The 23,662-nt window shown below is 68.0% G+C and carries 20 protein-coding genes; 12 read left to right on the plus strand and 8 right to left on the minus strand.

Annotation, left to right across the window (positions count from 1 at the left end):
* Positions 1 to 112 precede the first annotated feature (112 nt).
* A complete protein-coding gene (locus ENSA7_RS43525; RefSeq protein WP_181233645.1) occupies positions 113 to 766 on the minus strand; it encodes a hypothetical protein in 654 nt (217 codons plus the stop codon).
* 208 nt (positions 767 to 974) lie between these two features.
* Between ENSA7_RS43525 and ENSA7_RS11380 the strand changes: the two genes are divergently transcribed.
* The 7 genes from ENSA7_RS11380 (at position 975) to ENSA7_RS43530 (ending at position 8,112) form a co-directional block, all read left to right on the plus strand.
* On the plus strand, positions 975 to 1,634 hold the full coding sequence (locus ENSA7_RS11380; protein WP_106089281.1) for an MBL fold metallo-hydrolase: 660 nt from the start codon (positions 975 to 977) through the stop codon (positions 1,632 to 1,634).
* Entirely contained in the window at positions 1,631 to 2,848 is a 1,218-nt protein-coding gene (locus ENSA7_RS11385) for a patatin-like phospholipase family protein (RefSeq protein WP_106089282.1), read from the plus strand. Before ENSA7_RS11380 ends, ENSA7_RS11385 begins: the two co-directional genes overlap by 4 nt.
* Before the next feature lie 83 nt (positions 2,849 to 2,931).
* A complete protein-coding gene (locus tag ENSA7_RS11390; RefSeq protein ID WP_106089283.1) occupies positions 2,932 to 4,101 on the plus strand; it encodes an isocitrate/isopropylmalate dehydrogenase family protein in 1,170 nt (389 codons plus the stop codon).
* Positions 4,098 to 4,907 carry a TrmH family RNA methyltransferase gene (locus ENSA7_RS11395; RefSeq protein WP_146157581.1) on the plus strand — a complete coding sequence of 270 codons (810 nt, stop codon included), beginning with the start codon at positions 4,098 to 4,100 and terminating at the stop codon, positions 4,905 to 4,907. The genes ENSA7_RS11390 and ENSA7_RS11395 overlap by 4 nt, the downstream gene beginning before the upstream one ends.
* 56 nt (positions 4,908 to 4,963) lie before the next feature.
* Positions 4,964 to 6,157, plus strand: coding sequence for a glycine C-acetyltransferase (gene kbl, locus ENSA7_RS11400; protein WP_106089285.1), 1,194 nt, complete (start codon positions 4,964 to 4,966; stop codon positions 6,155 to 6,157).
* A 75-nt stretch (positions 6,158 to 6,232) separates the two neighbouring features.
* Positions 6,233 to 6,628, plus strand: a complete 396-nt coding sequence (locus tag ENSA7_RS11405) for a hypothetical protein (protein WP_146157582.1) — start codon at positions 6,233 to 6,235, stop codon at positions 6,626 to 6,628.
* A 182-nt stretch (positions 6,629 to 6,810) separates the two neighbouring features.
* A complete protein-coding gene (locus ENSA7_RS43530; protein ID WP_181233646.1) occupies positions 6,811 to 8,112 on the plus strand; it encodes a vWA domain-containing protein in 1,302 nt (433 codons plus the stop codon).
* Positions 8,113 to 8,227: 115 nt separating this feature from the next.
* On the opposite strand, the gene ENSA7_RS11415 is transcribed toward ENSA7_RS43530, so the two are convergent.
* Complete coding sequence (locus ENSA7_RS11415) at positions 8,228 to 8,836, minus strand: hypothetical protein (RefSeq protein ID WP_106089287.1); 609 nt, start codon at positions 8,834 to 8,836, stop codon at positions 8,228 to 8,230.
* Between the two features lie 100 nt (positions 8,837 to 8,936).
* On the opposite strand from ENSA7_RS11415, the gene ENSA7_RS11420 reads away from it, so the two are divergent.
* The 3 genes from ENSA7_RS11420 to ENSA7_RS11430 are packed head-to-tail and all read left to right on the plus strand — an operon-like array spanning position 8,937 to position 12,880.
* Positions 8,937 to 10,736 (plus strand): SulP family inorganic anion transporter, encoded by a 1,800-nt coding sequence (locus ENSA7_RS11420; protein WP_106089288.1) that lies wholly within the window; start codon positions 8,937 to 8,939, stop codon positions 10,734 to 10,736.
* 49 nt (positions 10,737 to 10,785) lie between these two features.
* Positions 10,786 to 11,274 carry a hypothetical protein gene (locus ENSA7_RS11425; protein ID WP_106089289.1) on the plus strand — a complete coding sequence of 163 codons (489 nt, stop codon included), beginning with the start codon at positions 10,786 to 10,788 and terminating at the stop codon, positions 11,272 to 11,274.
* Positions 11,275 to 11,332: 58 nt separating this feature from the next.
* Entirely contained in the window at positions 11,333 to 12,880 is a 1,548-nt protein-coding gene (locus tag ENSA7_RS11430; protein ID WP_106089290.1) for a UDP-N-acetylmuramoyl-L-alanyl-D-glutamate--2,6-diaminopimelate ligase, read from the plus strand.
* Between the two features lie 9 nt (positions 12,881 to 12,889).
* On the opposite strand, the gene ENSA7_RS42220 is transcribed toward ENSA7_RS11430, so the two are convergent.
* Positions 12,890 to 13,564: a VOC family protein gene (locus tag ENSA7_RS42220; RefSeq protein ID WP_146157583.1), complete on the minus strand. Its 675-nt coding sequence runs from the start codon at positions 13,562 to 13,564 to the stop codon at positions 12,890 to 12,892.
* Positions 13,565 to 13,639: 75 nt separating this feature from the next.
* Positions 13,640 to 14,464: a type III pantothenate kinase gene (locus ENSA7_RS11440; RefSeq protein WP_106089350.1), complete on the minus strand. Its 825-nt coding sequence runs from the start codon at positions 14,462 to 14,464 to the stop codon at positions 13,640 to 13,642.
* Between the two features lie 71 nt (positions 14,465 to 14,535).
* On the opposite strand from ENSA7_RS11440, the gene ENSA7_RS11445 reads away from it, so the two are divergent.
* Positions 14,536 to 16,410, plus strand: a complete 1,875-nt coding sequence (locus ENSA7_RS11445; RefSeq protein ID WP_181233647.1) for a DUF2254 family protein — start codon at positions 14,536 to 14,538, stop codon at positions 16,408 to 16,410.
* Between the two features lie 98 nt (positions 16,411 to 16,508).
* On the opposite strand, the gene ENSA7_RS11450 is transcribed toward ENSA7_RS11445, so the two are convergent.
* The 3 genes from ENSA7_RS11450 to ENSA7_RS11460 are packed head-to-tail and all read right to left on the minus strand — an operon-like array spanning position 16,509 to position 20,643.
* Positions 16,509 to 17,396, minus strand: coding sequence for a hypothetical protein (locus ENSA7_RS11450; protein WP_146157584.1), 888 nt, complete (start codon positions 17,394 to 17,396; stop codon positions 16,509 to 16,511).
* A gap of 53 nt (positions 17,397 to 17,449) precedes the next feature.
* Complete coding sequence (locus ENSA7_RS11455) at positions 17,450 to 18,493, minus strand: MBL fold metallo-hydrolase (RefSeq protein WP_106089293.1); 1,044 nt, start codon at positions 18,491 to 18,493, stop codon at positions 17,450 to 17,452.
* 41 nt (positions 18,494 to 18,534) lie between these two features.
* Positions 18,535 to 20,643 carry a TIGR04551 family protein gene (locus ENSA7_RS11460; protein WP_106089294.1) on the minus strand — a complete coding sequence of 703 codons (2,109 nt, stop codon included), beginning with the start codon at positions 20,641 to 20,643 and terminating at the stop codon, positions 18,535 to 18,537.
* A 174-nt stretch (positions 20,644 to 20,817) separates the two neighbouring features.
* Here ENSA7_RS11460 and nagZ point away from each other — a divergent pair, with 174 nt between their 5' ends.
* On the plus strand, positions 20,818 to 21,909 hold the full coding sequence (nagZ, locus tag ENSA7_RS11465) for a beta-N-acetylhexosaminidase (protein WP_106089295.1): 1,092 nt from the start codon (positions 20,818 to 20,820) through the stop codon (positions 21,907 to 21,909).
* 23 nt (positions 21,910 to 21,932) lie between these two features.
* Here nagZ and ENSA7_RS11470 read toward each other — a convergent pair whose 3' ends face one another.
* Positions 21,933 to 23,654, minus strand: a complete 1,722-nt coding sequence (locus tag ENSA7_RS11470; protein ID WP_106089296.1) for an OFA family MFS transporter — start codon at positions 23,652 to 23,654, stop codon at positions 21,933 to 21,935.
* Positions 23,655 to 23,662: the final 8 nt, after the last annotated feature.

Genomic DNA, 23,662 nt, shown 5'->3' on the forward strand with positions numbered 1-23,662 from the left:
GGGGGGCCCCATGACGACTTCGTCGGCATGGGGGGAGGGGCTGCGAAGCCCCTCCATCAAAACCAGAGTAGTTCCCTGCATCTGGGTTCCGCAGGAACCCAGATTCAGTGAACTACGGATAGGTGCACAGGCCGACGCCTGGCTGGTTCGGGACGTCCTTGCAGGTCGCGCCGGGCGAGCAGGCGTCGTTGGCCGGATCACACACGAGCGCGCAGTAGGTCATCATGTCGGGGGTCTGCAGCGCGCAGGCGGGGTTCGTGCCCTGCGGACCGCCGGGGCAGTCGCCGTCGACGGTGCACGGCTCCGAGCAGAACGAACCCTCGATGCCGTCGACACCGATCGGCTGACCGGGCGGCGCGCACATGTTCGGGTCCCACGCATCGCCATCGCCGCCGGTGGGATCACCGTCGCCGTCGCCGTCGCCGTCGCCACCGAGACCGCAGATGTCGTTGGCGTCACAGGTCAGGCCGACGTCGCACTCACCGTCGCAGCACGGATCACCGATGCCACCGGGCGTGCAGCCCGTCGGATCGCCATCGCCGTCGCCGTCGCCGTCGCCGTCGCCAGCGGGGTCGCCGTCGCCGTCGCCCGTGGTGTCACCGGTGTCCGCCGGATCGCCGTCGCCGTCGCCTTCGGCGGATGCGTTGGTGGTCGGGCCCAGGGAGGTCAGCGTGTCGAATGGATCGCCGGGGTCTACCGTGCAGCCGATGAGTCCGGCGGTGAGCGTGAGAGTCGCGCAGGCAAGCAAGCTGGAAAAGGTTCGCATCATGGGTTCTCCAAAATTCTGGGTTGGGTCCGGTCGTGGCCGAACAGGCGTCATGTGACTGTTACATGAGCGAACCCCGTGCGGTCAAACAGCGCAAATGGCTCCCGGAGCCACGCCTGGAGCCTACTGTGGCGCTGCAGCGAAACGGGTCGCACAGCGGTACCGGCTGGACGCAGCCGGCCAGATCGGTCAATGCTGCGCGTGGACCGTGGATATTCGCTGCTTCACCGTCGGCCTGTTTCAGGTCAACACCTATCTGATCACGGATCCGGCCACGGGCGCGGCGGCGATCGTCGACACGGGTGAGTCGGCCGAGCTCGCCGAGCGCCTCGCGGCCCTAGATCCTGCCCCGGACGTGCGCGCGATCTTGCTGACCCACGGTCACGTCGACCACGCGGGCGCGCTCGGGCTGCTGCAGGCGCGCTACGACGTGCCAACCTACCTTCCGCGGGCCGAGCTGCCGCTGTTCGAGGCGCTGCCCCAGCAGGGTGATTGGTTCGGCATGCCCGAGCTCAACCGGCCGTGCGGGCGCATCGATCACCTGCTCGACGACGGTGATCATGTCCGCGTGGGTGAGCTCGAGCTGCGCTTCCTCGCGACGCCGGGCCACACCCCGGGCCAGGGCTGTTACTACGACGACACCGACATCATCGTCGGCGACACGCTGTTCGCCGGCAGCGTCGGCCGCACGGATTTTCCCATGAGCGACCCCGATCTCGCCCGCCGCAGCCTCCGACGACTGCTCGATCTCCCTGGCCAGCTGCGTGTCCACAGCGGCCACGGACCGGTCACGACGCTCGCGGCGGAGCTTCGCAGCAACCCGTTCTTGGGGTTCTTGCGGATCGAGCGGGGGATGCTGCGATCATGACTCAGCGGCGACCGTGCACGGCGCTGGTGTTGTCGGGCGGTGGCGCCCGCGGTGCCTACGAGGTCGGGGTGCTTCGCTATGTCCGTGAGCGGCTCGGCGCCGCCGACACCCGGTTCGACGTGATCACCGGGACCTCGGTCGGCGCGCTCAACGGGGCCTATATCGCGGCCACCTGCGACCGGCCCAAGGCCCAGGCGCGCGCGCTGCAAAAAATTTGGTCGCAGTTGACCGTCGACCGCGTCTACGACTTTGGCTGGACGCAGCTGCGCTCGCTCCCCCGTGTGCTGTTTGGGCGCAGCTTGCCCAAGACACCTCACGGTGGTCGGGTCGGCGGCCTCGTCGACTCGTCGGCGTTCGAGCAGCTCGTGCGCAAGCAGATCCCGTGGCGGGGGCTCACCGAGAACCTCGCGACCGGCAAGCTCGCGGCGTTCTCGGTGACCGCGACCGAGGTCGCAACGGGGATCTCCACGGTCTTCATTCAGTCGGGTCGACGCCGGGTCGAGCCGTGGCCCGAGGGCCCGAACGAGACGGTGGTGCGCACGGGGATCACGGCGGCGCACACCCTGGCTTCGGCGGCGATCCCAGTGTTGTTTCCGGCGGTCAAGATCGGGGATCAGTTCTTCGTCGACGGGGCGCTGCGCCAGAACACGCCGCTGCGTCCGGCGATCCGGCTGGGCGCCAAGCGGATGTTGGTGATCGGCCTGCGCCACAGCGAGACGCCCGCGCAGCGGCGGGTCCGGCAGCGCGCCGAGGCCGAGACCGCCTACCCCAACGCGTTCTTCTTGCTCGGCAAGCTCATGAACTCGCTGATGCTCGACAAGGTCGAGACCGACCTCGAGCGGATCGAGCAGACCAACCGGATCTTGCGGGCGGGGGCGCTCGAGTTCGGGCCGGACTTCGCCCAGCGGCTCAGCGACGCGGTCGGTCGCGAGGCGCCGTGGCAGCCGGTCGAGACCCTGGTGATCCAGCCCAGCGAAGACCTCGGGCGGATCGCGTGGGAGGTGGCCCGCGACGCCCGAGTGCGCGGCTACGACGGGATCATCCCCAGCTTGCTTCGGCGCTCGGTCGAGGCCGACGAGCGGACCGAAGGTGGCGAGAGCGACCTCGCGTCGTACCTGCTGTTCGAGCCCGAGTTCATCAACCGCCTGATCGAGCTTGGCTACGCCGACGCCGCGCGGCACCACACGCAGCTCATGCACCTGTTCCGAGACTGACTCGACGTCGGGTCGTACTGAAGTGGGCAAGCTCACCCGCGAGGGGGGTCCTGCGCGTCGCGCCATTAACTAACGTCGAGCTGATGCCCTACAAGCTCGTCACGCTCGGTGGAGACGGAACTGGTCCCGAAGTCATGGCCGAAGGCCTGAAGGTCCTGCGCGCGGTCTCGGTGCCGCTCGGGATCGAGTGGGACGTCGACGACATCCCCTGCGGCGGGCAGTACTACCTCGAGCACGGCGACCTCGACTGGCCGGCGGACTCGCCCGAGCGCTGCAAGGCGTCGGATCTGATCTTGCTCGGCGCGGTCGGCTGGCCCGACCCCAAGGGCACGGGCGGACCCGTGCTCATGCGTGACGGCAAAATGGCCGGGTTCTCGCCGGTGATCGGCAACCGCATGCGCCTCAACCTCTACGCCAACGTGCGGCCGATCAAGCTGTACCCCGGCGTTCAGCACCGCATCCACGGCGGCCACAAGCAGGTCTGGGAGCCCGGCAAGGTCGACATGGTGATCATCCGCGAGAACACCGAGGGCCTGTACGCGCCGACCGGCGGCAAGCTCAGCCCAGGTGGCGTCGCCGACGTCGCGATCGACACCCGCGTGATCACCCGGCGCGCCTCGATGCAGGTGATCCGCCACGCGTTCGAGCTGTGCAAGCGCCGGGGCGAGCTGGGCACCGGTGGCGCGCCCAAGGACGGCAAGCTGCGCGTGACCGCGATCATCAAGGACAACGTGCTGCACGGCTGCCAGCTGTTCCGCGACGTGTTCTTCGAGATCGGCGCCGAGTACCCGGAGATCGAGAAGGACACGGCGATCGTCGACGCGTTCACGCAGTGGCTGATCGGCCAGCCCGAGTACTACGACGTGTGCGTGACCACCAACATGTTCGGCGACATCGTCACCGACCTGGCCTCGACGCTGCAGGGCGGCATGGGCATGGCCGTGGGGGCCAACACGGGCAAGCACCACGCGATGTTCGAGCCGATCCACGGCAGCGCGCCCAAGCACGCTGGCAAGGACAAGGTCAACCCGATCGCAATGATCCTCTCGGTCAAAGAGGGGCTCGAGTGGCTGGGCGGGCAAAAGAGCGACCCGCGGCTCAACAAGGCCGCCGCCGCGGTCGAGGGCGCCGTCATCGAGGTGCTCGAGGCCGGCAAGCCGCTGACCTACGACCTGGTCGGCAACGAGGCCGCCGCCGCGTGCAGCGAGGTCGGCTCGGCGATCGCCGAGGCCGCCGGGCGCCGCGTGGGGTGAGCGCCCGCGACGATCCGCGTCTGCGTCCGTATCGCAACCTGCAGGCGGGCGCCGACCCCGATCGCTTCATCGTCGAGGGCGCGCTCGCGGTCGCGCGGCTGCTCGCGACCGGTGGCGTCCGCACGCCCGGCGTCGCGGCGCTGGAGGTCGAGTCGGTGGTGTGCACGCCCAGTCAGCGCGCGAGGCTCGAGCTGCCTGCTGGGCTGCCCGTGGTCGAGCTTTCAAAGCCCGAGATGGCCCAGCTGGTCGGCTTCGCGTTTCACCGCGGGGTGCTGGCCTGCGCGCGACGACCTCGGCCGAACCGGGAGCTCGACCCTGCGCTCGTCGAGCAGCTGCGCGCGCGCGAGCGGGTGACGGTGGTGGTCGCCGAGGGCCTCGCGGACCCGCGCAACCTCGGGGCGCTGATCCGCAACGTCGCCGGGTTCTCGGCGGATCTGCTGATCGCCGACGCGCGCGGGGCCGACCTGTACTCGCGGCTCGCGATTCGGGCCAGCGTCGGCAACGTGTTTCGGGTGCCGTGCGTGGTCAGCGACGCGCTGCCCAGCATGATCGCTTCGCTGGCCCGCGAGCTGCCAGCGGAGATCATCGCCGCGACCCCCGAGCCCACCGCCGAGCTCGTCCAGCGGTTCGAGCCGCCAGCCAAACAAGTCCTGTTGGTCGGCAACGAGGGCGCCGGGCTCTCGCCCGAGCTGCTCGCGTGCGCGGATCATCGCGTGCGGATCCCCGTCGCGCACGGATCAGACTCGCTCAACGTGGCCGCCGCCACGGCGGTGCTGTTGTACGCGCTCACCTGCGCGCGTGGCTGAGACTTCCAAGCGAGCCCGCGGGCGTGCACTATTAAAACTCTCACGGAGCCAATTCGATGTTCGAGCAAGCCAAAGACCACTACGCCCAGATCCTGACCGAGATTGAACAGGCCGGCCTGTACAAGCACGAGCGGATCATCAACTCCCCGCAGGGCGCCGAGATCTCGGTCGCTGGTGATGGTCAGCAAGTCCTCAACTTTTGCGCGAACAATTATCTGGGCCTGTCCAGCCACCCCGACACGATCGCGGCCGCGCGCGCGGCCCTCGACGAGCGCGGCTACGGGATGTCGAGCGTGCGCTTCATCTGCGGCACGCTCGACAAGCACAAGCAGCTCGAGGACGCGCTGACCAGCTTCTTGGGCACCGAGGACACGATCCTCTACAGCTCCTGCTTCGACGCCAACGGCGGGCTGTTCGAGACCCTGCTGACCAACGAGGACGCGATCATCTCCGACGCCCTCAACCACGCGTCGATCATCGACGGGATCCGGCTGTGTAAGGCCGAGCGGCACCGCTACGCCAACTCCGACATGGGCGAGCTCGAGCAGGCGCTGAAGGCCACGCAGGGCAAGCGCCTGCGCATGATCGCGACCGACGGCGTGTTCAGCATGGACGGCAACATCGCCAAGCTCGATCAGATCTGTGATCTCGCCGACAAGTACCAGGCCATGGTCATGGTCGACGACAGCCACGCGACTGGCTTCATCGGCAAGACCGGCCGCGGGACCCACGAGTACAACCGGGTCATGGGTCGGGTCGACGTGATCACCTCGACGCTCGGCAAGGCGCTCGGCGGGGCCTCGGGCGGGTTCACCTCGGGCCGCAAGCAGATCGTCGAGCTGCTCCGCAACCGCTCGCGGCCGTACCTGTTCTCGAACTCGCTCGCGCCGATGATCGTCTCGGCCAGCCTCGCGGTCATGCAGACCCTCAGCGCCAGCACCGAGCTGCGCGACAAGCTCGAGGCCAACACCAAGCAGTTCCGCGAGGGGGTCACCGCGGCCGGGTTTGCGCTACAGCCAGGTGACACCCCGATCGTCCCGATCATGCTCGGCGAGGCCCGGCTCGCGGTCGAGTTCGCCGACAAGCTGCTCGGCGAGGGCATCTACGTGATCGGGTTCTGCTACCCGGTGGTCCCCAAGGGCCAGGCCCGGATCCGCGTGCAGCTGTCGGCCGGGCACTCGAGCGCACAGATCGACCGGGCGGTCGCCGCCTTCACCAAGATCGGCCGCCAGCTCGGCGTGATCTCCTGACCCGCGCTCGTGGTCCGAAGCCAGCGTCGCGCCCGCAAAGCGGCTCTGGGGGGTGCCAGGTGCTATTCTGCGCGCGTGGGACTGCTCGACTCAGTGCTCTCGGCGCTCGGCCTCCGCAAGGGCGCGTCGGCGTCCGACGACCCGTCCGCGCCCGTGGATCCCGAGCGCGACCCGGCGCTCGAGCAGCGAGATGGCGCCGGCAGCTTCGACTTCGAAGCCGACATCGCCCGCTACTTCACGGCCGAGTTTCGGATCGACACACTGTGGGCCAACCTCGAGCGGCGCGACGAGTTGTTCGTCGAGTACGCGATCCGCGACGTGGCGCACTGGTACCAGATCAAGGCCACTTTCGAGCGCTGGCTCGAGACGCCTGCAGGCAAGGCCAGGTTCGCGACCCCCGCGGCGCTCATGCAGGCGCGGATGACCACGACCCAGACCATCAGGCTCGACGATCTCGAGCGACCTCCGTGATGGCAGGATTGGGCGGCTCGTTGGTCCCGGATGAGCGCTGAACATATCAAGCCTCACGGTGGGTGAGCGCCCGCCATCGCGGTCGGTGTGCGTGCCCGCGCCTCAAAAAACTCGACGTTTGCGAGCACGCGACTGTGCTAGTTTCCGAATTGATGAATAGGACGATCTCTAGCTTGAGTGTGTTGAGTTTGGCCCTTTCGCTCGGCTGCTCGGACAGCGGCAAGAGCGAGGAGAGCGGCTTCATGTCGGTCGGCGGGACCGAGACCGGCGAAGAGACCACCACCACCATGGGCGACGGCGACGGCGACGGTGATGGCGACGGAGACGGAGACGGCGACGGAGACGGCGACGGTGATGGCGATCCTGCGGGAGACGGCGACGGCGATCCGACTGGCGACGGCGACGGCGATCCAACCGGCGACGGTGACGGCGATCCAACCGGCGACGGCGACGGCGAACCCGAAGGCCCGATCCCCTGTCAGATCCCCGAGGCCAACCTCGCCCCCGCGATCCCCCAGGTCATGTTGGTGCTCGACAAGTCGGGCAGCATGCTGACGACCTGGAACCACGACAACAACAACAACACCCCCCAGATCACGCGCTGGCGCAGCCTCCACAACGTCGTCACGTTCATCATCAACAACTTCGACGACAAGATGGACTTTGGCGCGATGCTGTTCCCGTCGACCCAGGCGGTCGCGTCGTACAGCGCGGCTGGCTGTGTGACCTCGAACGAGCCCGAGATCCCCGTGGGCGTCGACGGCCAGGCCGTGCTCGATGGGATCCCGGCGGCCAACACCAACAGCATCGCTGGGGGCACACCAGGCGAGGACGCGGTCGATGTCTCCGGCGCGCACCTCATGACCCTCGATCCAAATCGGCCGCGGGCGATCATCTACATCAGCGACGGCGCCGCCAACTGTGGCGACGACGCCATCAACGCTTCGCAGCTGTTCGAGAACTACGATCTCAAGCTGCCCCAGACCATCCAGGGGCTGTGGGACAACGCGGGGATCTCGACCTACGCGGTCGGCATCGACATGAGCACCGAGCTGTCCAGCGGCACGCCGGACGGCTCGCCCAACAACATCGTCCCGTGGTGCAAGATGGACGAGGTCGGCGAGCTCGGCGGCAAGCCCAAGGACCAGGCGCCGGGCATGGCGTGCATGGAGACCAGCACCGAGAACCAGGACTTCTACTCGGCCAGCAACGAGATCGAGCTGCAGGCCGCGCTGCAGGCGATCATCGAGGACGCCGTCAGCTGCGTGGTGTTGCTCGATCCGGTCCCGCCGTTCCCGGAGCTGCTCGCGGTCGAGGTCGACGGCGTGGACGTCCCCAAGGTCGACGACTGTGAGACCGAAGACGGCTGGGTGTACGTCAACCCCAACGGTCCCTTCGACGCGATCGAGCTGTGCGGGCAGTCCTGCGATGAGCTCAAGGTGTTCGGCACCGCAGACGTGAAGTACTTCTGCGATCCCGGCTAGAAGCGGATGAAGCCCCCTAGACGGGGGCTCTCAACCCATCTGGGCAAGCTTGGGCTGCGCTAGAAAGTTCGCTGCCCAACGGTGAACCAGTCTACCAATGGCGCCTGCAAGCGGGTCAGAAGCCTGACCCGAGCTGAAAATAGATCTGGCGCAGGTCCCAGGCGTCGGCGGCTTCGAGGTCGAGCTCGCCGAGCGGCGCGCCGCTGTCGAGACCCTGGAGCGCGCCGCCCAGCAGCGGCTCGTCGGCGGCGAGATCCTCGAGCGAGTCGTCGACGTCTTGCGGATCGATGACCCAGTCCTTGCGGCTGTACATGGTCATGCTGCGGCCGTTCTTGTTGGTCACCTTCATGCACAGCTCGAACGGCTGCGGGGCTTCGCCTTCGCAGGCCCAGGTCTCGATCTCGACCTGGCCGCGGGTCCGCTCTTGCGGGAAGTACATGCGCAGGTCGCTGCCCTGCAGCTGCCACCGGAACACCTCGACGCCGATGCGCCACTGTGACGAGCGGCCGATCACACCGAACTGGCCATCTCGATGGTCGACCAGCACGAAGTGGGTGACCATGTCGCGGTCGTCGGTCGGCACGTGGTCGATCCAGACCTGGTTCACCGCGTGCTTCGTGCCCTGCGCTTCATCTCCGAACAGCGCGTCTGCGGCCTTCCAGACTCCGAAGCTACAGGCGCCCACGAGGGCCAGTGCGATCAGCTTGCTCTGTGTTTTGGACATCACGCGAAGTGTGTCAGGTGCGCGCAGCCACGTCACGCGGCAGCGCGCGAGCGCCGAAAACCCGTGAAATTCCGCGCGGCCGAGGGAGTATGCTGCGCGGGTGTCCGGCCCTGTCGAGCATCTGCGTCGAGCCCATACCAGGCTGCTCGCCTCGCTCCGCCAGAATTTTCGCGCCGATCTGCTCGCCGGAATCACGGTGATGGTCGTGCTGGTCCCCCAGGCGTTGGCCTACGCGATGCTGGCGGGGGTTCCGCCAGTCTACGGGCTCTACGCGGCCACGATCCCGCCGCTGCTGTACGCCTTCGTTGGGAGCAGCCGGTTCATTGCGATCGGCCCGGTCGCGCTCACGGCCCTGATGATCGCGTCGGGGCTCGAGAGCTTGGCCGAGCCGGGCAGCTCGGAGTGGGCGGAGCTGGCGATCTTGCTGAGCTTCGAGGTCGGCGTGCTGTTCGTGCTGCTGGGCATGGTTCGCGCCGGGTTCGTCGTCAACTTTCTCGGCCACCCGACGATCCTCGGCTTCAACGCGGCGGCGGGGTTGATCACGGTCGGCAGTCAGCTGCGGCCGTTCCTGGGCATCCCTCGCGAGCTGCTCGTGGATCTGTCGGCGACCAAGCCGTGGCCGGTCCTGATGCACCTCGGCTCGGTCCACCTGCCGACCTTGGCGGTGGCGTCTGGGTCGTTGCTCGCGCTGGTGTTGATGCGTCGCTACGCCGAGCGCTGGCCCAACTATTTGCTCGTCTGCGTCGCTGGGATCGTGCTCGCTTGGGCGCTGGATCTGCCGGGCCACGGCGTCGAGGTCGTCGGTGAGGTCCCGCGTGGGCTGCCGATGCCGACGATCCCCCAGTTCGAGCTCGACACGATGGTCTCGCTGCTTCCGGCGGCGCTGTCGATCCTGGTGGTCGGCTACGCGTCGTCGATGACGGTGGTCAAGGCGCTCGAGGCCAAGGCGCGGGGCACGGTCGAGCCCAACCGCGAGCTGCTCGCGTTCGGCGTGGCCAACCTCGCGAGCGGGCTGTTCGGCAGCTTTCCGGTCAGCTCTGGGCTCGCGCGCTCGACGGTCGTCGCCCAGGCCGGCGCGCGGACCCGCATGACCGGGTTGATCGCCGCGCTCGGGGTGCTGTTCGCGTTGCTCGTGATCGGCGGCGTGTTCGCGTGGCTGCCGCGCTCGGTGCTCGCCGCGATCGTCATGCTCGCGGCGTCCAGCTTGATCGACGTGAGCGGCGTGCGCGAGGTGTTTCGGGTCAAGCGGGCCGACGGGGTGACCGCGGCGTTGACCTTCTTGGCGACCCTGGTGATCGGCCTCGAGGTCGGCTTGTTCATCGGGGTCATCGCTGCGCTGGTGTTCTTCGTCGGTCGGACCATGCGACCGCACACCGCCGAGCTCGGGCGGATCCCCGGGACCTCCGTGTACCGCAACGTGGATCGGGTCGAGGTCGCGCAGACCTGCCCACAGGCGGGGCTGCTGCGGATCGACGCGCCGCTCTACTACGCCAACGCCCGGTTCCTCGAGGATCGCATCGCGGCCATGATGGCGACGCACGAGTCCATGAAGCTGCTCGCGCTCGACTTCGCCGCGGTCAGCGACATGGACGCGACCGCGGTGATGTCGTTGGAGCGGCTGATCGAGGCGCTGCGCGCTGGTGGCAACGATCTCCACATCATCGGCGCGATCGGGCCGGTTCGGGATCTGTTCGTCCGCAGCCGCTTGCACGAGCTGCTGGGCCAGGATCACCTGCATCGCAACCTCGCCGAGGCCGCGCCCAAGCTGGTCGAGGCCGTGGATCGCCGCTACTGCGAGGGCAGCTGTCGGGTGTCCGCGTTTCCGAGCTGCACGCTGATCCCCCGCGCGGCGCTGGTCCGCGAGCAGGGCAAGGCCGCCCGGTTCACTCCGCAGATCTAACAGGGAGACCGGTCTTCGCGTCCGCAGGCGGCGATGTGTAAAATGTGGTGTGGGGGTCGGGACCAACCCTGGGCTTCGGGTCGTGGTCTTGCTGATCGCGCTCTCGGTGCCGATCATGCTGGGCGTCGAGACGCTGCTGCGTGTGTACGTGCTGGGGCCGGTGTACGGGCCGCTGATCGCCGAGCTGCGCGGGATCTACTGGCCCGAGCTGACCGACGAGGTGATCGCGGGGCGGACCACCAACGCGGCGTGGATCCTGATCGGCGTGACCGTGGTGGCGGGCTGCGTGGGCCTCGTGTTGCTGCGCGGCGTGATTCGGCGGGCGTCGGCGGCGACCGGCGAGCGACCCACAGCCGACAAGATCCGCGACACCCTGCTGCTCATGACCTCGATCCCCCAGGTGCCTGGCTTGCTCAGCACGCTGTGCCTCGCTGGCGGCGCCGAGCTGATGCCTGTGTTGATCTGTGTGGGGGTGTCGACCTCGTTCGTGGTCCTGCAGGGGTTCATGGGTGAGCGCGCGATCGAGGGCATGGGGTAGCGGGTAGCCGTCGCGGCGCGTGCTAAGATCGCGGCCGAACGTGACCCAGGGCCCTCTCATGCGCAGTGTCGGTGAGCTGCTCGACGCGCTCGATCCAGCGCTGCGCGCCGAGGCCGTCGGCTGCGATGCCGACACCGTGATCGGCTCGCCCAAGATCGACTCGCGGGCGGTCGAGCCCGGCGACTGCTTCATCGCGATGCCCGGGCTCACGGCCGACGGTCACGACTTCATCGATCGAGCGGTGGCCGCGGGCGCCAGCTTGTTGGTCGTCCGTCGTGATCGCGCGGTCGCAGGCCCATGCCCAAGGATCATCGTCAATGACGTCGCCCGGTTGCTGCCGACCTTGGCGGCGGGCTGGTACGGCTGGCCCGGCGAGCGCCTGCAGCTCGCGGGCGTCACCGGCACCAACGGCAAGACCAGCACGGCTCACCTCGTCGCGTCGGTGCTGCAGCAGGCGGGGCATCGGCACCTGCGGCTCGGTACGACGGGCGACTGGATCGTCGATCACGAGTCGTCGGCGAGCTTCACCACCCCGTTCCCCATTGATCTGCAGCGGCTGTTGGCCGACGCGTGCGCACGCGGGGCCACCCACGGCGTCATGGAGGTCTCGTCACACGGGCTCGACCAGGGCCGAATCGCCCCGCTGAGCTTCGCGGCCGTGGCCCTGACAAGCTTCAGCCAGGACCACCTCGACTACCACTCGAGCATGGCGACGTACCTGCAGGCCAAGTGTCTGCTCGCGGGCGCGCACTGTGACGCGTCGGGCGTGGCCATGGCGCCGCTCGATCAGGGGCAGGGCCACGCTCAGGCCGTCGCCGCGTTCTTGCGCGCGGCGGCGGAGGCCGGGGTCGAGCGGCGCTGGCGAAGCTCGCGTGTGCCGGTCGCCGAGCGCGACGCCGAGATCTGTGTGATCGAGCGTGACCCCAGCGCGGTTGGCCTGGCGGCGCAGCTGCGGACGCCCGTCGGCCCGCTCGCGCTGCGCTCGCCGTTGGTCGGTGAGTTCAACCTCGACAACTTGATGGCCGCCGTCGGTCTCTCGATCGGGCTGGGGGTCGCGCTCGAGCACATCGAGGCCGCGCTCGCGCAGGCCCGCGGCGCGCCCGGGCGGCTCGAGGCGGTGAGGTCCGACGGGCACGCGGGTCCGGCGGTCTACGTCGACTACGCCCATACCCCAGACGCGGTTGCGCGGTCGATCGAGGCGTTGCGCCCGAGCGCGGCTCGAGCTGGCGGCAAGCTGATCGTGGTGCTCGGCTGTGGTGGCGACCGAGACACGAGCAAGCGACCGCTGATGGGCGAGGTCGCCAGCCGCGGGGCGGATCGCTTCATCGCTACCTCCGACAACCCCCGGACCGAGGAGCCCGAGGCGATCCTCGATCAGATGATCGCGGGCGTCGTCGACCAACACGGCGGCGGAGCCGAGCTGATCCGCGAGGTCGATCGAGCCCGCGCGATCAGCCTCGCGATCGGCGAAGCCGGCGAGCACGACGTGGTGCTCTTGGCCGGCAAAGGTCACGAAAATTATCAGGTGCTTGGCACCACGAAGATCCACTTTGACGATCGCGAGCAGGCCGAGCTCGCGCTGCGTGCACGAGCTCGGTCTGGGTGACGCGCGTGCTTACTTCTTCTTGGCCGCAGCTTTTTTCTTGGCGGCCGCGGGGGCGGGCTTGGCCGCGGATGCTTTCTTGGCCGCAGCTTTTTTCTTGGCGGCCGCGGGGGCGGGCTTGGCCGCGGATGCTTTCTTGGCCGCGGGCTTCTTGGCCGCAGCGGGGGCGGGCTTGGCCGCGGAGGCTTTCTTGGCCGCGGGCTTCTTGGCCGCAGCGGGGGCGGGCTTGGCAACTGGCGCCTGCTTGGCAGCCGACGCCTTCTTGGCGGGGGTCTTCTTGGCGGGGGTCTTCTTGGCGGTCGCCTTCTGGGCGCTGCTGCCCTCCGCTGGTGTCGGCGCGGCCTCCCATGCGGCACACACGGCGCCGGTTGGATCGGTGAAGACCGCCAGCGTACCCATGCCGGCCACCTCGGTCGCGGGGACCAGGATGCGACCCCCGTGCTTCTTGATGGCGGCGATCGTCTTGGTGATCGACGCGACGCCAACGTAGCCAACCCAGCTGCTGGGTGCGTCGGGCATCGGGTTCTTGTCGATGCCCCCGATTCCTCCGGTCGGGGTCAGGATCATCGAATAGGCGCCGTCGGGCATTGGGACGTCTTGGTACGTCCACCCGAACACAGCCGCGTAGAATTTTTTCGCGGCCGCGGGGTCGGAAGTGTTCAGCTCCATGTGGACGAAGTTGCTCATCTTGCGTGGTCCTCCTTCATGAGCCGTCGCGGCTCCGGCGAAATATCGCAGCAAAGCTCGCCGGTGGGGCGACAATCAGCGGACCGGACCACGCTTTCGTAGGTGCAAGAGCCTCAACCCCTCGAGCATCAGGTTGTCGTCGACGACGTCGATCGAGCTGGTCTCGTGGGCGACCTTGCGGGCCAGACCCCCCGTTGCGATCACCCGGGCCTCCCAGCTCAGCTCCCCCCGGATCCGGGTCAAGAGACCTTCGACCAGACCGACGTAGCCATAGAACAACCCCGACTGGATCGCGCCGACGGTGTTGCGCCCGACCACCGAGGCCGGCTTGGCCACGTCGACTCGGGGTAGCTTGGCTGCGCGCCTGAACAGCGCGTCGGCGCTGATCCCCACGCCCGGGGCGATCACCCCACCGAGGTACTCGGGCGTCGGCGAGACCACGTCGAAGGTGGTCGCGGTTCCAAAGTCGACGATGATGATCGCCGTGGTCTGTGGTCCGGTCCCCGCCACCGCGTCCGGACCCGCGTCAAGTCGCGCGTAGCGCTCGTGGGCCGCGATCGCGGCCACGATCCGGTCAGCGCCCACGTCCTGAGGCGGCTCATAGAGGACCGGCATCCCGGTCTCGAGCGCGGGGGTCACTACCAGCGCCTCGACGCCCACATAGCGGGCGAGCGCAGCCACGATCGGCTCTGTCACCGGGGGCACCACGGAGGCCAGGACCGCGTCGTGAATGCCCGCGAAGCCCATCCCCTGCAGCGCGAGCGCGCGCTCGAGCTTGATCGCAAACTCGTCACGGGTCCAGTCGCGGTGGGTTGCGAGGCGCAGCTCGCAGCGCAGGTGTTCACCTTCGAACACGCCGATCGAGCTATTGGAGTTGCCGACATCGATCGCGAGCAGCATCACGCGGGACTGTACCGCGCCCGCTGCTAAATCCCACTGTCGCCGACCAGCATCTGCTACCGTGGCGGCCCGTGACCGAGGGTCCGCAGCCAGGTGATCACGCCGAAGATCGGCCCAAAGATCTTGCCAGGGATGGGGTCGAGTCTCGGGGCCGAGCGGGCCGCGGCTGGACGCCCCCGGTCCGCCCCGACCCCGTGTCGCTGATCGAGCAACGCCAGAAGGACCTCCGCCTGCCGCTGCGGGGCTGGGTGGTTCCGTTTGCGGCCCTCGGCACGGTCGCGGGGCTGTTCTTCGCGCTCTCCACGGTCTTCGATCTGCTGCTCGGCGCCAATTTTACGGGTCGTGGTCTGGTCGACGCCCTGCTGTCGATCGAGCCCAGCCAGGCCACCAACACCCTGGGCAGCCTCGGCGAGATCATGGCCGCGGTCTTGGGGCTGGCGCTCACGGTCTCGAGCATCATCGTGCAGTTGGCGGCGACCCGGTTCACGCCGATCGTGACCTCGCTGTTCTTGCGCGACCGCACCAACCAGCGGGTCCTGAGCTTCTTCGTGGTCTGCAACATCTACGTGCTGTGGATCAACTTCGTCGTCGGCCCGGCGTCGGTCCCCAGCTGGGGCGTGCTCGTCTCGATGCTGCTGATGACGGCCAGCCTGCTGCTGCTGTTTCCGTACTTCGTGTTCGTGTTCAACTTCCTCGAGCCCGACTCGATCATCTCGCGGATCACCACCGACGGCCTGGCCGCGTCAACCCCGTACCGCGGTCGCGGCCGGTCCTCGATCGGCACCCGCCAGCGCGAGGCGACCCAGGGTGTCGAGCACCTCGCCAACATCGGCCTCAACGCGGTCCAGCAGCAAGACAAGAACATCGCCTCCAGCGCGACCAACGCCCTGTCCAACTACGCCATTTATTACGGCGACACCAAGGCGGGGATGGTCAATACCTGGCACTCGATCCCCGACTGGAACCGCCAGAGCCCCGACTTCGTCAGCCTCTCCGACGAAGCCGTCGATGATCTGCGCAACCGCGGGATCTGGCTCGAGTGGAAGATCCTGCGCCAGTACCAGATGTTGTACGGCGAGGGTCTCGAGCGCATGAAGGACCTGTGCTACCTGATTGCGATCAACACCCGGCGGCTCGGTGAGGCCGCGGCCCGGCATGGGGACCTGCCGGCGTTGGATCTGTCGATCAAGTTCTTCAACACCTATCTGCGCGCGACGATCAACGCCAACGACATTCGCACCTGCTACAACATCCTGCATCAGTATCGGCAGCTCGGGGAGTTCGTCATCGAGCACCTCGACACCAACCCCGAGGATCTGATCCTCGATGAGCCGATGAGCATGACGTCCACGCTGACGGTCACGATCGGGGCGCCGGCCGGGGATCTGAGCGAGCTCGAGCGCCGCGGCCTCGAGATCGCCCGCTACATGCGCTACTACAGCGGCATCGCGTTTGGCCGCAACATGGCGTTCATCACCGAGGTGATCGCCCATGATGTGGGTGCCCTGTGCGCCAAGGCGTTTCACACCGACTCGCAATTTCATGACGAGCTGCTCGCCACCTTCTTGCGGGTCGACGACAGCACCGAGACCGCCGCGTCCGACACCACCTTGCAGGGTGTGCGACGGGCCCAGGTCAAGCTCGCCACCACCTACATGCTCAACGGCGCCGAGTCGCTGGCGCGCCGGATCCAGGCCGACATGAAGGACGAGCCGGCCGAGCGCATGATGGGGATCTGGCAGCTGCTGGCGGCCCTGCGTACCCGTGAATTTTGGGAGGTCAACGATCGGGGCTCGAACTTCGACTACCTGACCGATGAGCAAAAGGGCCAGCTCCCCGTGTTCTTCTCGTGGTTCCCGGCCCTCAACAAGGTCGCCCTCGAGGCCCTGCGCACCGGCGCCTTCGAGCCGCCCGGCGCCCCGAAGATCGTCGCTAATACGCCCTGAGCTTGGCCCTGAGTTTGGCCCCTGAGTTTGCCCCTGAGCGTGCGTTGGTCTGGAGCTCGGAGCGCTTGCCTCGAGTTCGAGCAGAGCTAGCTGACGACTCAGCCCTGCTCGAACAGCTGCGTGGGCGCCTGTACGTCGCGCGCGAGTCGAGCCCATCGCTCGAGGGTGCCGAGGTGGTTGCAGCTGCGAACCTGCGCCTCCTGCTGGTCATTCAGGCGAACGCCGCGGACGTCGAACACCGTGAGGATCAGCTCGACGAGGGTCGTGCGCCGACCCTCTGCCCGACCTTCTTCCCGACCAACCAAAAATGTTCCGCTGCGTCGCTCGATGTCCCAGAGTTCATCTTGATGTTCCATGTTCATCTCTCCGATCAGTGTGTGCCTGTGTGGCTCGTGGAGCGCCGACAAGATGGTCGCCCGATACGAGACCCGCCGCTCCACAGGCAGCCCCAGTGTAGCGCAGATGCCCATTCGAGCCGCCTCAATATCGCCCCGGCATCCGTGCACGGTAGCAGCCAGCACCGATGCGGTAGGCCACTGTCGCGCTCGCTCGAGATCAACCATACGCGGAACGGTCTTGGCGTTGAGCACCAACGCGTTCACGAGCGGCGGCGCTCCGATCTCCCACGCCGCCAGCGCCGCGGACATCCGGTCGCAGTACGAGACCACCACGAGCCAGGTCGGGAGCTTGTGGTCTTTGGCCACGGCCGCCTGGTAGTAGGGGAGCATCCAGCGCTTGAGGCGATCGAGCTTGCCCTGGGCCTCGACACAAATGACGACGCCACCGAGGGGATCCTCGTGGACCAGGACCAGGTCCGGGTAGTTTGACTCGACTTGACCCGGTCGCGCTGGATCGCCTCGCTCGACCTCTGCGCGACGATCGATGGGTGTCCCCGCGACCGGCCGCTCGATACCGAGCAGATCAAACGCGAGCCAGGGATCGTGTCGAAACAGTTCGAGCGTTCCTTGATGGAGCGTACCGGGCATGCACACGGTGTCGGCCCGCGACGAGCCGGTTTGCAGCCAGCTCGCAGAAAAGATCAGCGTGGCTCGAGCGCCGCGATCTCCCGCCACCATGGATCGACCTGCTCGGCCCGCGCGGGCTCGACGGCGGCGCCGAGCTTGGGCATGAGCAAGCGCAGATCACGGCTCGGCGCGAGCTCGATCAAGCGCTCGGCTGGCTCGTCCCACGGGTGCAGGCCCAGATCGAAGGTGCCCCAGTGGACCGGCAAGAAGCAGCCGCCCCCGAGCATGGCCAGGGCCTCGACGGCGTTGTCGGGACCGAGGTGGATCTGCCCCCAGGCCGGATGAAACGCGCCGACCTCCAGCATCACCAGATCAAAGGGGCCGAGCCGAGCTGCGATCTCGCGGTACTCCGGCGTCAGCCCGGTGTCGCCGCTGAAGAACACGGCGTGTCGTGGCCCCTGCAGCGCGAACGCTGACCACAGCGACGCGTTGCGATCGGTCAGCCCCCGCCCTGAGAAGTGCTGCGAGGGCGCGGCGGTGATCCGCAGCCCCGTGCGCGGGAGCTCGACGCTGTCCCACCAGTCAAACTCGATCACGCGCTCGGGCGGGATCCCCCAGGACTCGAGGTACGCGCCCACACCCAGCGACGTATAAAAGTTGACGTCGCGCTTGCCGAGCTCGACGACGGCCCCGCGGTCGAGGTGATCGTAGTGATTGTGGGAGATCACCACCGCGTCGAGGTCCGGCAGCGCGTCAATGCTGATCGGCACCGGTGAGAAGCGCTTGGGCCCGATCAGCTGCGAAGGCGACGCCCGACCCCAGACCGGGTCGGTCAGCACCCGGCTGCCGTCGATCTCCAGCAGCATCGTGGAGTGGCCCAGCCACGTCACCCGCAGCCCAGTCTCTGCCGGCCTCGCCCACCCCGGCCGCGGATCCACGGCTGGCAGCGGCGCCGCCGGAGCTCGTCGTTCGCGCCCAAACAAGAACTCGCGCAGCACCGTATTGGTGGTGCCCGGCTGCAGCGTTGACCCGATCGGCGCGGTGTTGCGAAACGCTCCGTCGATCCAGCGCGGCGACGCCTCGATCCGTTCTTTTCGAGCTGGGTTAGCTACCCGCATACGACCTGCACTTTGCCATGCAAGGTCGTCTGAGGCCGGAGCTAAAACCGAATGCCGAGCTGGGCCTGGACCGACTGCGCGGCCCGGGCGTCGAGGCGGCGGATCAGCGGATCATTGTTGGAGTCGACGCCCTCGATCTCCGGGTTCCACGCGCCGAACGGGAACATCGCGCCGTACTGCAGCTGGAAGAAGATCGGCTCTTCGGCGTCGTGATAGCGGACCGCGCCCGCGATCTCGAGGCCCCACAGCGAGCGGTCGCCCGACAGCGTCCCGCGTGGGTCGACGGCCCCGGCGAACTCGACGTCGGCGCGGGCGCTGACGTTGTTCTGGAAGAAGTAGAACGCGGCCCAGGGCTTGACGTAGGACGCGTTGGCAACGGTCCCCAGCAGCTCCTTGAACAGCAGCAGGTCCTGCATGTACGCCGGGTTGAAGCGGAACGTGCCGAACCCCGCGTAGTCGCCACCGTTCGTGGTCGGCAGCGGCGACTGGTACTGGTTTTGATAGGGCTGCGAGCTATCGCCGCTGGCGAACCCATGATCGATGCCGATGTGGAAGCGATCTTTGAACAGCCCGTACTTGAACTCGAGCGCGTAGCCGAACTGCAAGACTCGGGTGAGATCGCTAGCGACCGCGGCGTTGACGTTGAAGTCGTCGGAGCTGCGATCCTCGTTGAGGTCACGATGGCGGAAGTTGCCGACGACCAGCGCGCCCTCGGCCTCGATCCGCATGGTCCGCCAGTTGATGCGCAGCCACAGGTCCGGGGTCAGCAACCAGCCGCGGCGATGGACCAAGCTGGCGGAGTAGTTGTTGAGCCCGCTGTTGCCGTCCTCATCGAGCAGGCCGTTGCCGAGCGGCACGCCAGCGTGGGTGAGGCCGTCGAGATCACCGACGGGATCGGTGTCGTCCAGCGAGGGGTTGCCGCCGAGCCCGTCACCGAGCCCCGGGGTCCCGATCGCGCGACCGATCGTCTGCCACCGCAGCCAGGTCTTGAGCCCGTAGTTGACGACTGGCGTGCCGGACGACAGCTTGCGCTGCAGCATCCCGGCGTCGTCGTGGCGCTCGATCCACACGCCGAACTGGTGGACGTTGTCGTAGAGCTCGGCCGAGAGGGTCTGGGCCACGAGGTTGCCGCTCTCCCACTGCGGGCCGAGCAGCTGGGCGGTGGTCGGCCCGCTGGCGGCCCAGTCGTAGCTGACGCCGAGCGTGATCGCGTTGCGCTTGTCGGGCCCAAAGTCGAAGGACAGCCGCACGCTGTCGCTCGAGTCGCCGTAGTCGGTGTCGACCATGCGAACGATGTCGGCTTTCTCGCCGCGCGCGTAGCCGTTGCCGTCGTTTTGGACGATGCCGAGGCCCCAGTGGTTGGGCATGCGACCGAACTCGAGGGTCATGCCGAAGCCGAACCGGATCTCACCCCAGGCGCGCTTGACCGTGATGCTGTCGTTGAACGAGTTGACGCCGTCTTGCGGCGCGAACTGGGTCCGCGTGAACAGATCCGTGGGCGCCCACGGGGTCTCGCCCGCGAAGCTGTCGGGGGTGCTGCCGAGCACCAGGTTGTCGAGCAGATCCACCTGCGAGTGGATCTTGACCGTGTCGGTCACGTGAATGGTGGGCTCGAGCCGCAGGCGCATGTTGCCCCCGGCGATGCCCCGACGGCGCTTGCACAGCGTGGCCTGCCGGGCCGGCGAGACCCCGCGGGCCGACAGCTGGGCCGCGCACCCGGCGTCGTTGGCCCGCAGCGCGCCGGTCTCGGAGAACTCGTCCATCTCCGAGGGCGGCACGAAAAATTTGTTGTCGAGGCCGTCGTCTTCGGTGAAGAACAAGTCGAGATCGAGGCGGTGAAAGAAGTCCGCCCGCATGCGCAGGTTGCCGTGCAGCTCGAACAGCTGCAGGCGCCGGCGCCCCTCGGGCTGGGCCGGCACGGGGACCACGGGAGCGAGCGCGCCCTTGTCCTTCGGCGCGGCCTCGGCCGGGCCCTCTTTGTCTTTGTCGCCGCCAGTTGGCGGGGCAGGAGCACCGCCCCCAGGCATGCCCCCTCCGCCCATGCCACCCGGAGGTGGCTGCATGGCAGACGCGGTCGCAGGGATGCCGACCGCAAGCGACAGCGCGAGGACCGGTCCACCGAGGGTGAGGAGTCGCCGTGGTTGGGGCATGAAAGCGGGGCACGATAGCCATCGGGCCTAGCAGCGTCAACTCGGCTCAAATGGTCTAGAACCGCCAAAATCTGCGTGTTTCTTGGAAATTTCATGATTCGGACAGGCGGTGAAAGCGGGCTTGGGGCGCTGCGTTGGCAGCTCTTGGTCACCGGTTGACGTAGAGTCTCGCGGGTGAGCGCCAGCACGTGGCAGCCGGGTCAGCTGTTGTTCGTCGGGTTCGCGGGACTGCAGGTCCCGCCGGATCTTCGCCAGCGGATCCGCGAGGGCCGAGTCGGCGGGGTCGTGTTGTTCAAGCGCAACATCAGTGATCCCAAGCAGCTGCGCGCGCTGACCCGCACGCTGCACGAGCTCGCGCCGGCCGACGCTCCGCTCACGATCGCAATCGATCAAGAGGGCGGTCGGGTCCAACGCCTGCGGGATCCGTGGACCGAGTGGCCAGCGATGCGCACGCTCGGCGGCCAGCGCCCGGAGGACACGGCCGCGTTCGCCCGCGCGCTCGCCCTCGAGCTGCTCGACGCCGGGCTCGACCTCGACTTCGCCCCGGTCGTCGATGTCGACAGCAACCCCGACAACCCGGTGATCGGCGATCGCAGCTTCGCCCGCGACCCGGCCACCGTTGGCCGCCACGCCGCCGCGTTCATCACGGCGATGCAAGAGCGCGGGGTCGCAACCTGTGCCAAGCACTTCCCCGGTCACGGCGACACCGATCTCGACAGCCACCTCGCGCTCCCGCGGCTCGAGCTCGAGCGCGACCGGCTCGAGCGGACCGAGCTGCCGCCGTTTCGAGCCGCGATCGCAGCCGAGGTCGCGTCGATCATGACCGCCCACGTGCTGTTCCCCAAGCTCGATCCCAAGCGCCCAGCCACGCTCTCGCCCGAGGTCATGGGCATGCTGCGCAGCGAGCTGCGCTACGACGGCCTGGTGTTCTCGGACGACATCGAGATGAAGGCCGTCGCAGACCACTTCTCCGTCGAAGATCGCAGCCTCGGGGTCCTCCGCGCCGGGGTCGACGTGATCTTGGCCTGCTCACAGGCGGATCTACGCGACGAGGTGCTCGCCAAGCTCGAGCGCGCCCCCGATGATCTGCTCGAGCATGGCCTGCGCCGGCTCGCGGCGTTCAAGCAGCGCTACGGCAAGGCTGTCCACGTGGTCCCGCTCACCGAGGTTGGGCCCCCGTTCGCCAGCCACCAGGCCCTGGCCGAGCGCCTGCGGGCCGACGTCGGGAGCGCGCAGGACCAAGCTGACCCGACCGAGCGCGCGTGAGGCTCGTGGCTCGGTCGCCGGGGTCACACGTGGTGCTTGGGGTCGACGGGCTTGACCAACGCGTTCGCCACCAGCGCCAGCACCAGCAGCCCCGCCATCAGGAACATCGTCGAGTTGTACAGCCCGGCAGTGGGATCCTGGGTCCCCGGCGGCGCGATCGCCATCAGCTTCGCCAGCGTCACGGTCTTGGCGTCGACCAGCGTGGGCAGCTGCTCGAGCCCCGCGCCAAAGCTCTGCTCGAACTGCGCGGGGTCGACCTTCGCAGCCAGCTCGCTGATCCCGTCTTGGACCGCCCGGGCGCGCAGCGAGGTGATCGCCAGCGGCCCCAGGATCCCCGCGGTGCTCCACGCGGTCAGCAGTCGGCCATGAATGCCGCCGACGTACTTGGTCCCAAAGATGTCCGCGAGGTAGGCCGGGATCGTGGCGAAGCCGCCCCCGTACATCGTGAAGATCAGCATCGTCGCCGCGTAGAACACGATCAGCCAGACCAGCTCGGGCGAGGCGCTGACCCGCGCGGCCGCCAGCGGGATCGACAGATACAGCGCGACCCCGAGGGTGAAGAACACGTAGTATGTGTTCTTGCGCCCGATCTTGTCCGACGCGCTCGCCCACATGAACCGGCCGGCCATGTTGAACACGCTGATCATCGTCACGTAGGTGGCCGCGAACGCGCCGTCGACGATCGTTGGCAAGGTCGTGCCAAAGATCTCGGTGATCATGGTCTTGGCCACGCCGATCACCCCGATCCCCGCCGTCACGTTCAAGCACAGCACGATCCACAGCAGGTAAAATTGCGGGGTCTTGTGGGCCTGATCAATGTGCACGTCGTGCGTGGTGATCATGCGCTCGGTCGCGGTCGACTCGTCGGGGGGCGTCCAGCCCTCGGGTTTCCAGCCCGGCGCAGGCACCCGATACGAGAACGCCGCGATCAGCATGATCACGAAGTACACGGCCCCCAGCGCAAAGAAAGTCTCGGCCACCCCGGTGCTGCCGGTCCCGACCTGGTAGACACCCGCGTCGGCGTGGACGAGCAGCTTGGCGCCCTCGTCGGCGCTGATGACCACGACCTCGCGCAGCTCTCCCCTGAACTCTCCGCTGAACTCTCCCCCGAACTCTCCGCTGATCCGGGCGAGCCGGCGCCCAGCCTGGGTGACGAGCTCGAGATCGGCGACCGCCCCGAGTCGCTCGGGCGCGCGGTAGAACAGTTTTAGCAGCGCCTCTTTCATCGGCGCGGCGATCATGGCGCCGCCGCCGAAGCCCATGATCGCCATCCCGGCGGCCATGCCCCGGCGATCCGGGAACCACCGGATCAGCGTGCTGACCGGCGACACGTAGCCGAGCCCGAGCCCACAGCCGCCGAGCACCCCATAGCCGACGTAGACCAGCCACAGCTGATGCGTCAGGATCCCAAGCCCGCCAACCGCGAAGCCGCCGCCCCACAGGCACGCCGCCACGACCCCGACCATGCGGGGCCCGACCTCCTCGAGCCACTTGCCCGCGATCGCGGCCGACAGGCCCAGGAACACGATCGCCACCGAGAAGATCCGCGTGACGTCCTCGAGCGCCCAGTCGCCGGCCGCCGCCCCGACCACGCCGAGCGCCTTGGTCAGCGGCGGATTGAAGATGCTCCACGCGTAGACCGAGCCAATGCACAGGTGGATGGCGATCGACGCTGGCGGCACGCGCCAGCGGTTGAACCCCGGCGCGGCGACGATGTGGTCCTTGTTCAGGCGGAGGCGGGCCATCCCGACGG

Source organism: Enhygromyxa salina, from assembly GCF_002994635.1.
GTDB classification, from domain to species: domain Bacteria; phylum Myxococcota_A; class Polyangia; order Nannocystales; family Nannocystaceae; genus Plesiocystis; species Plesiocystis salina_B.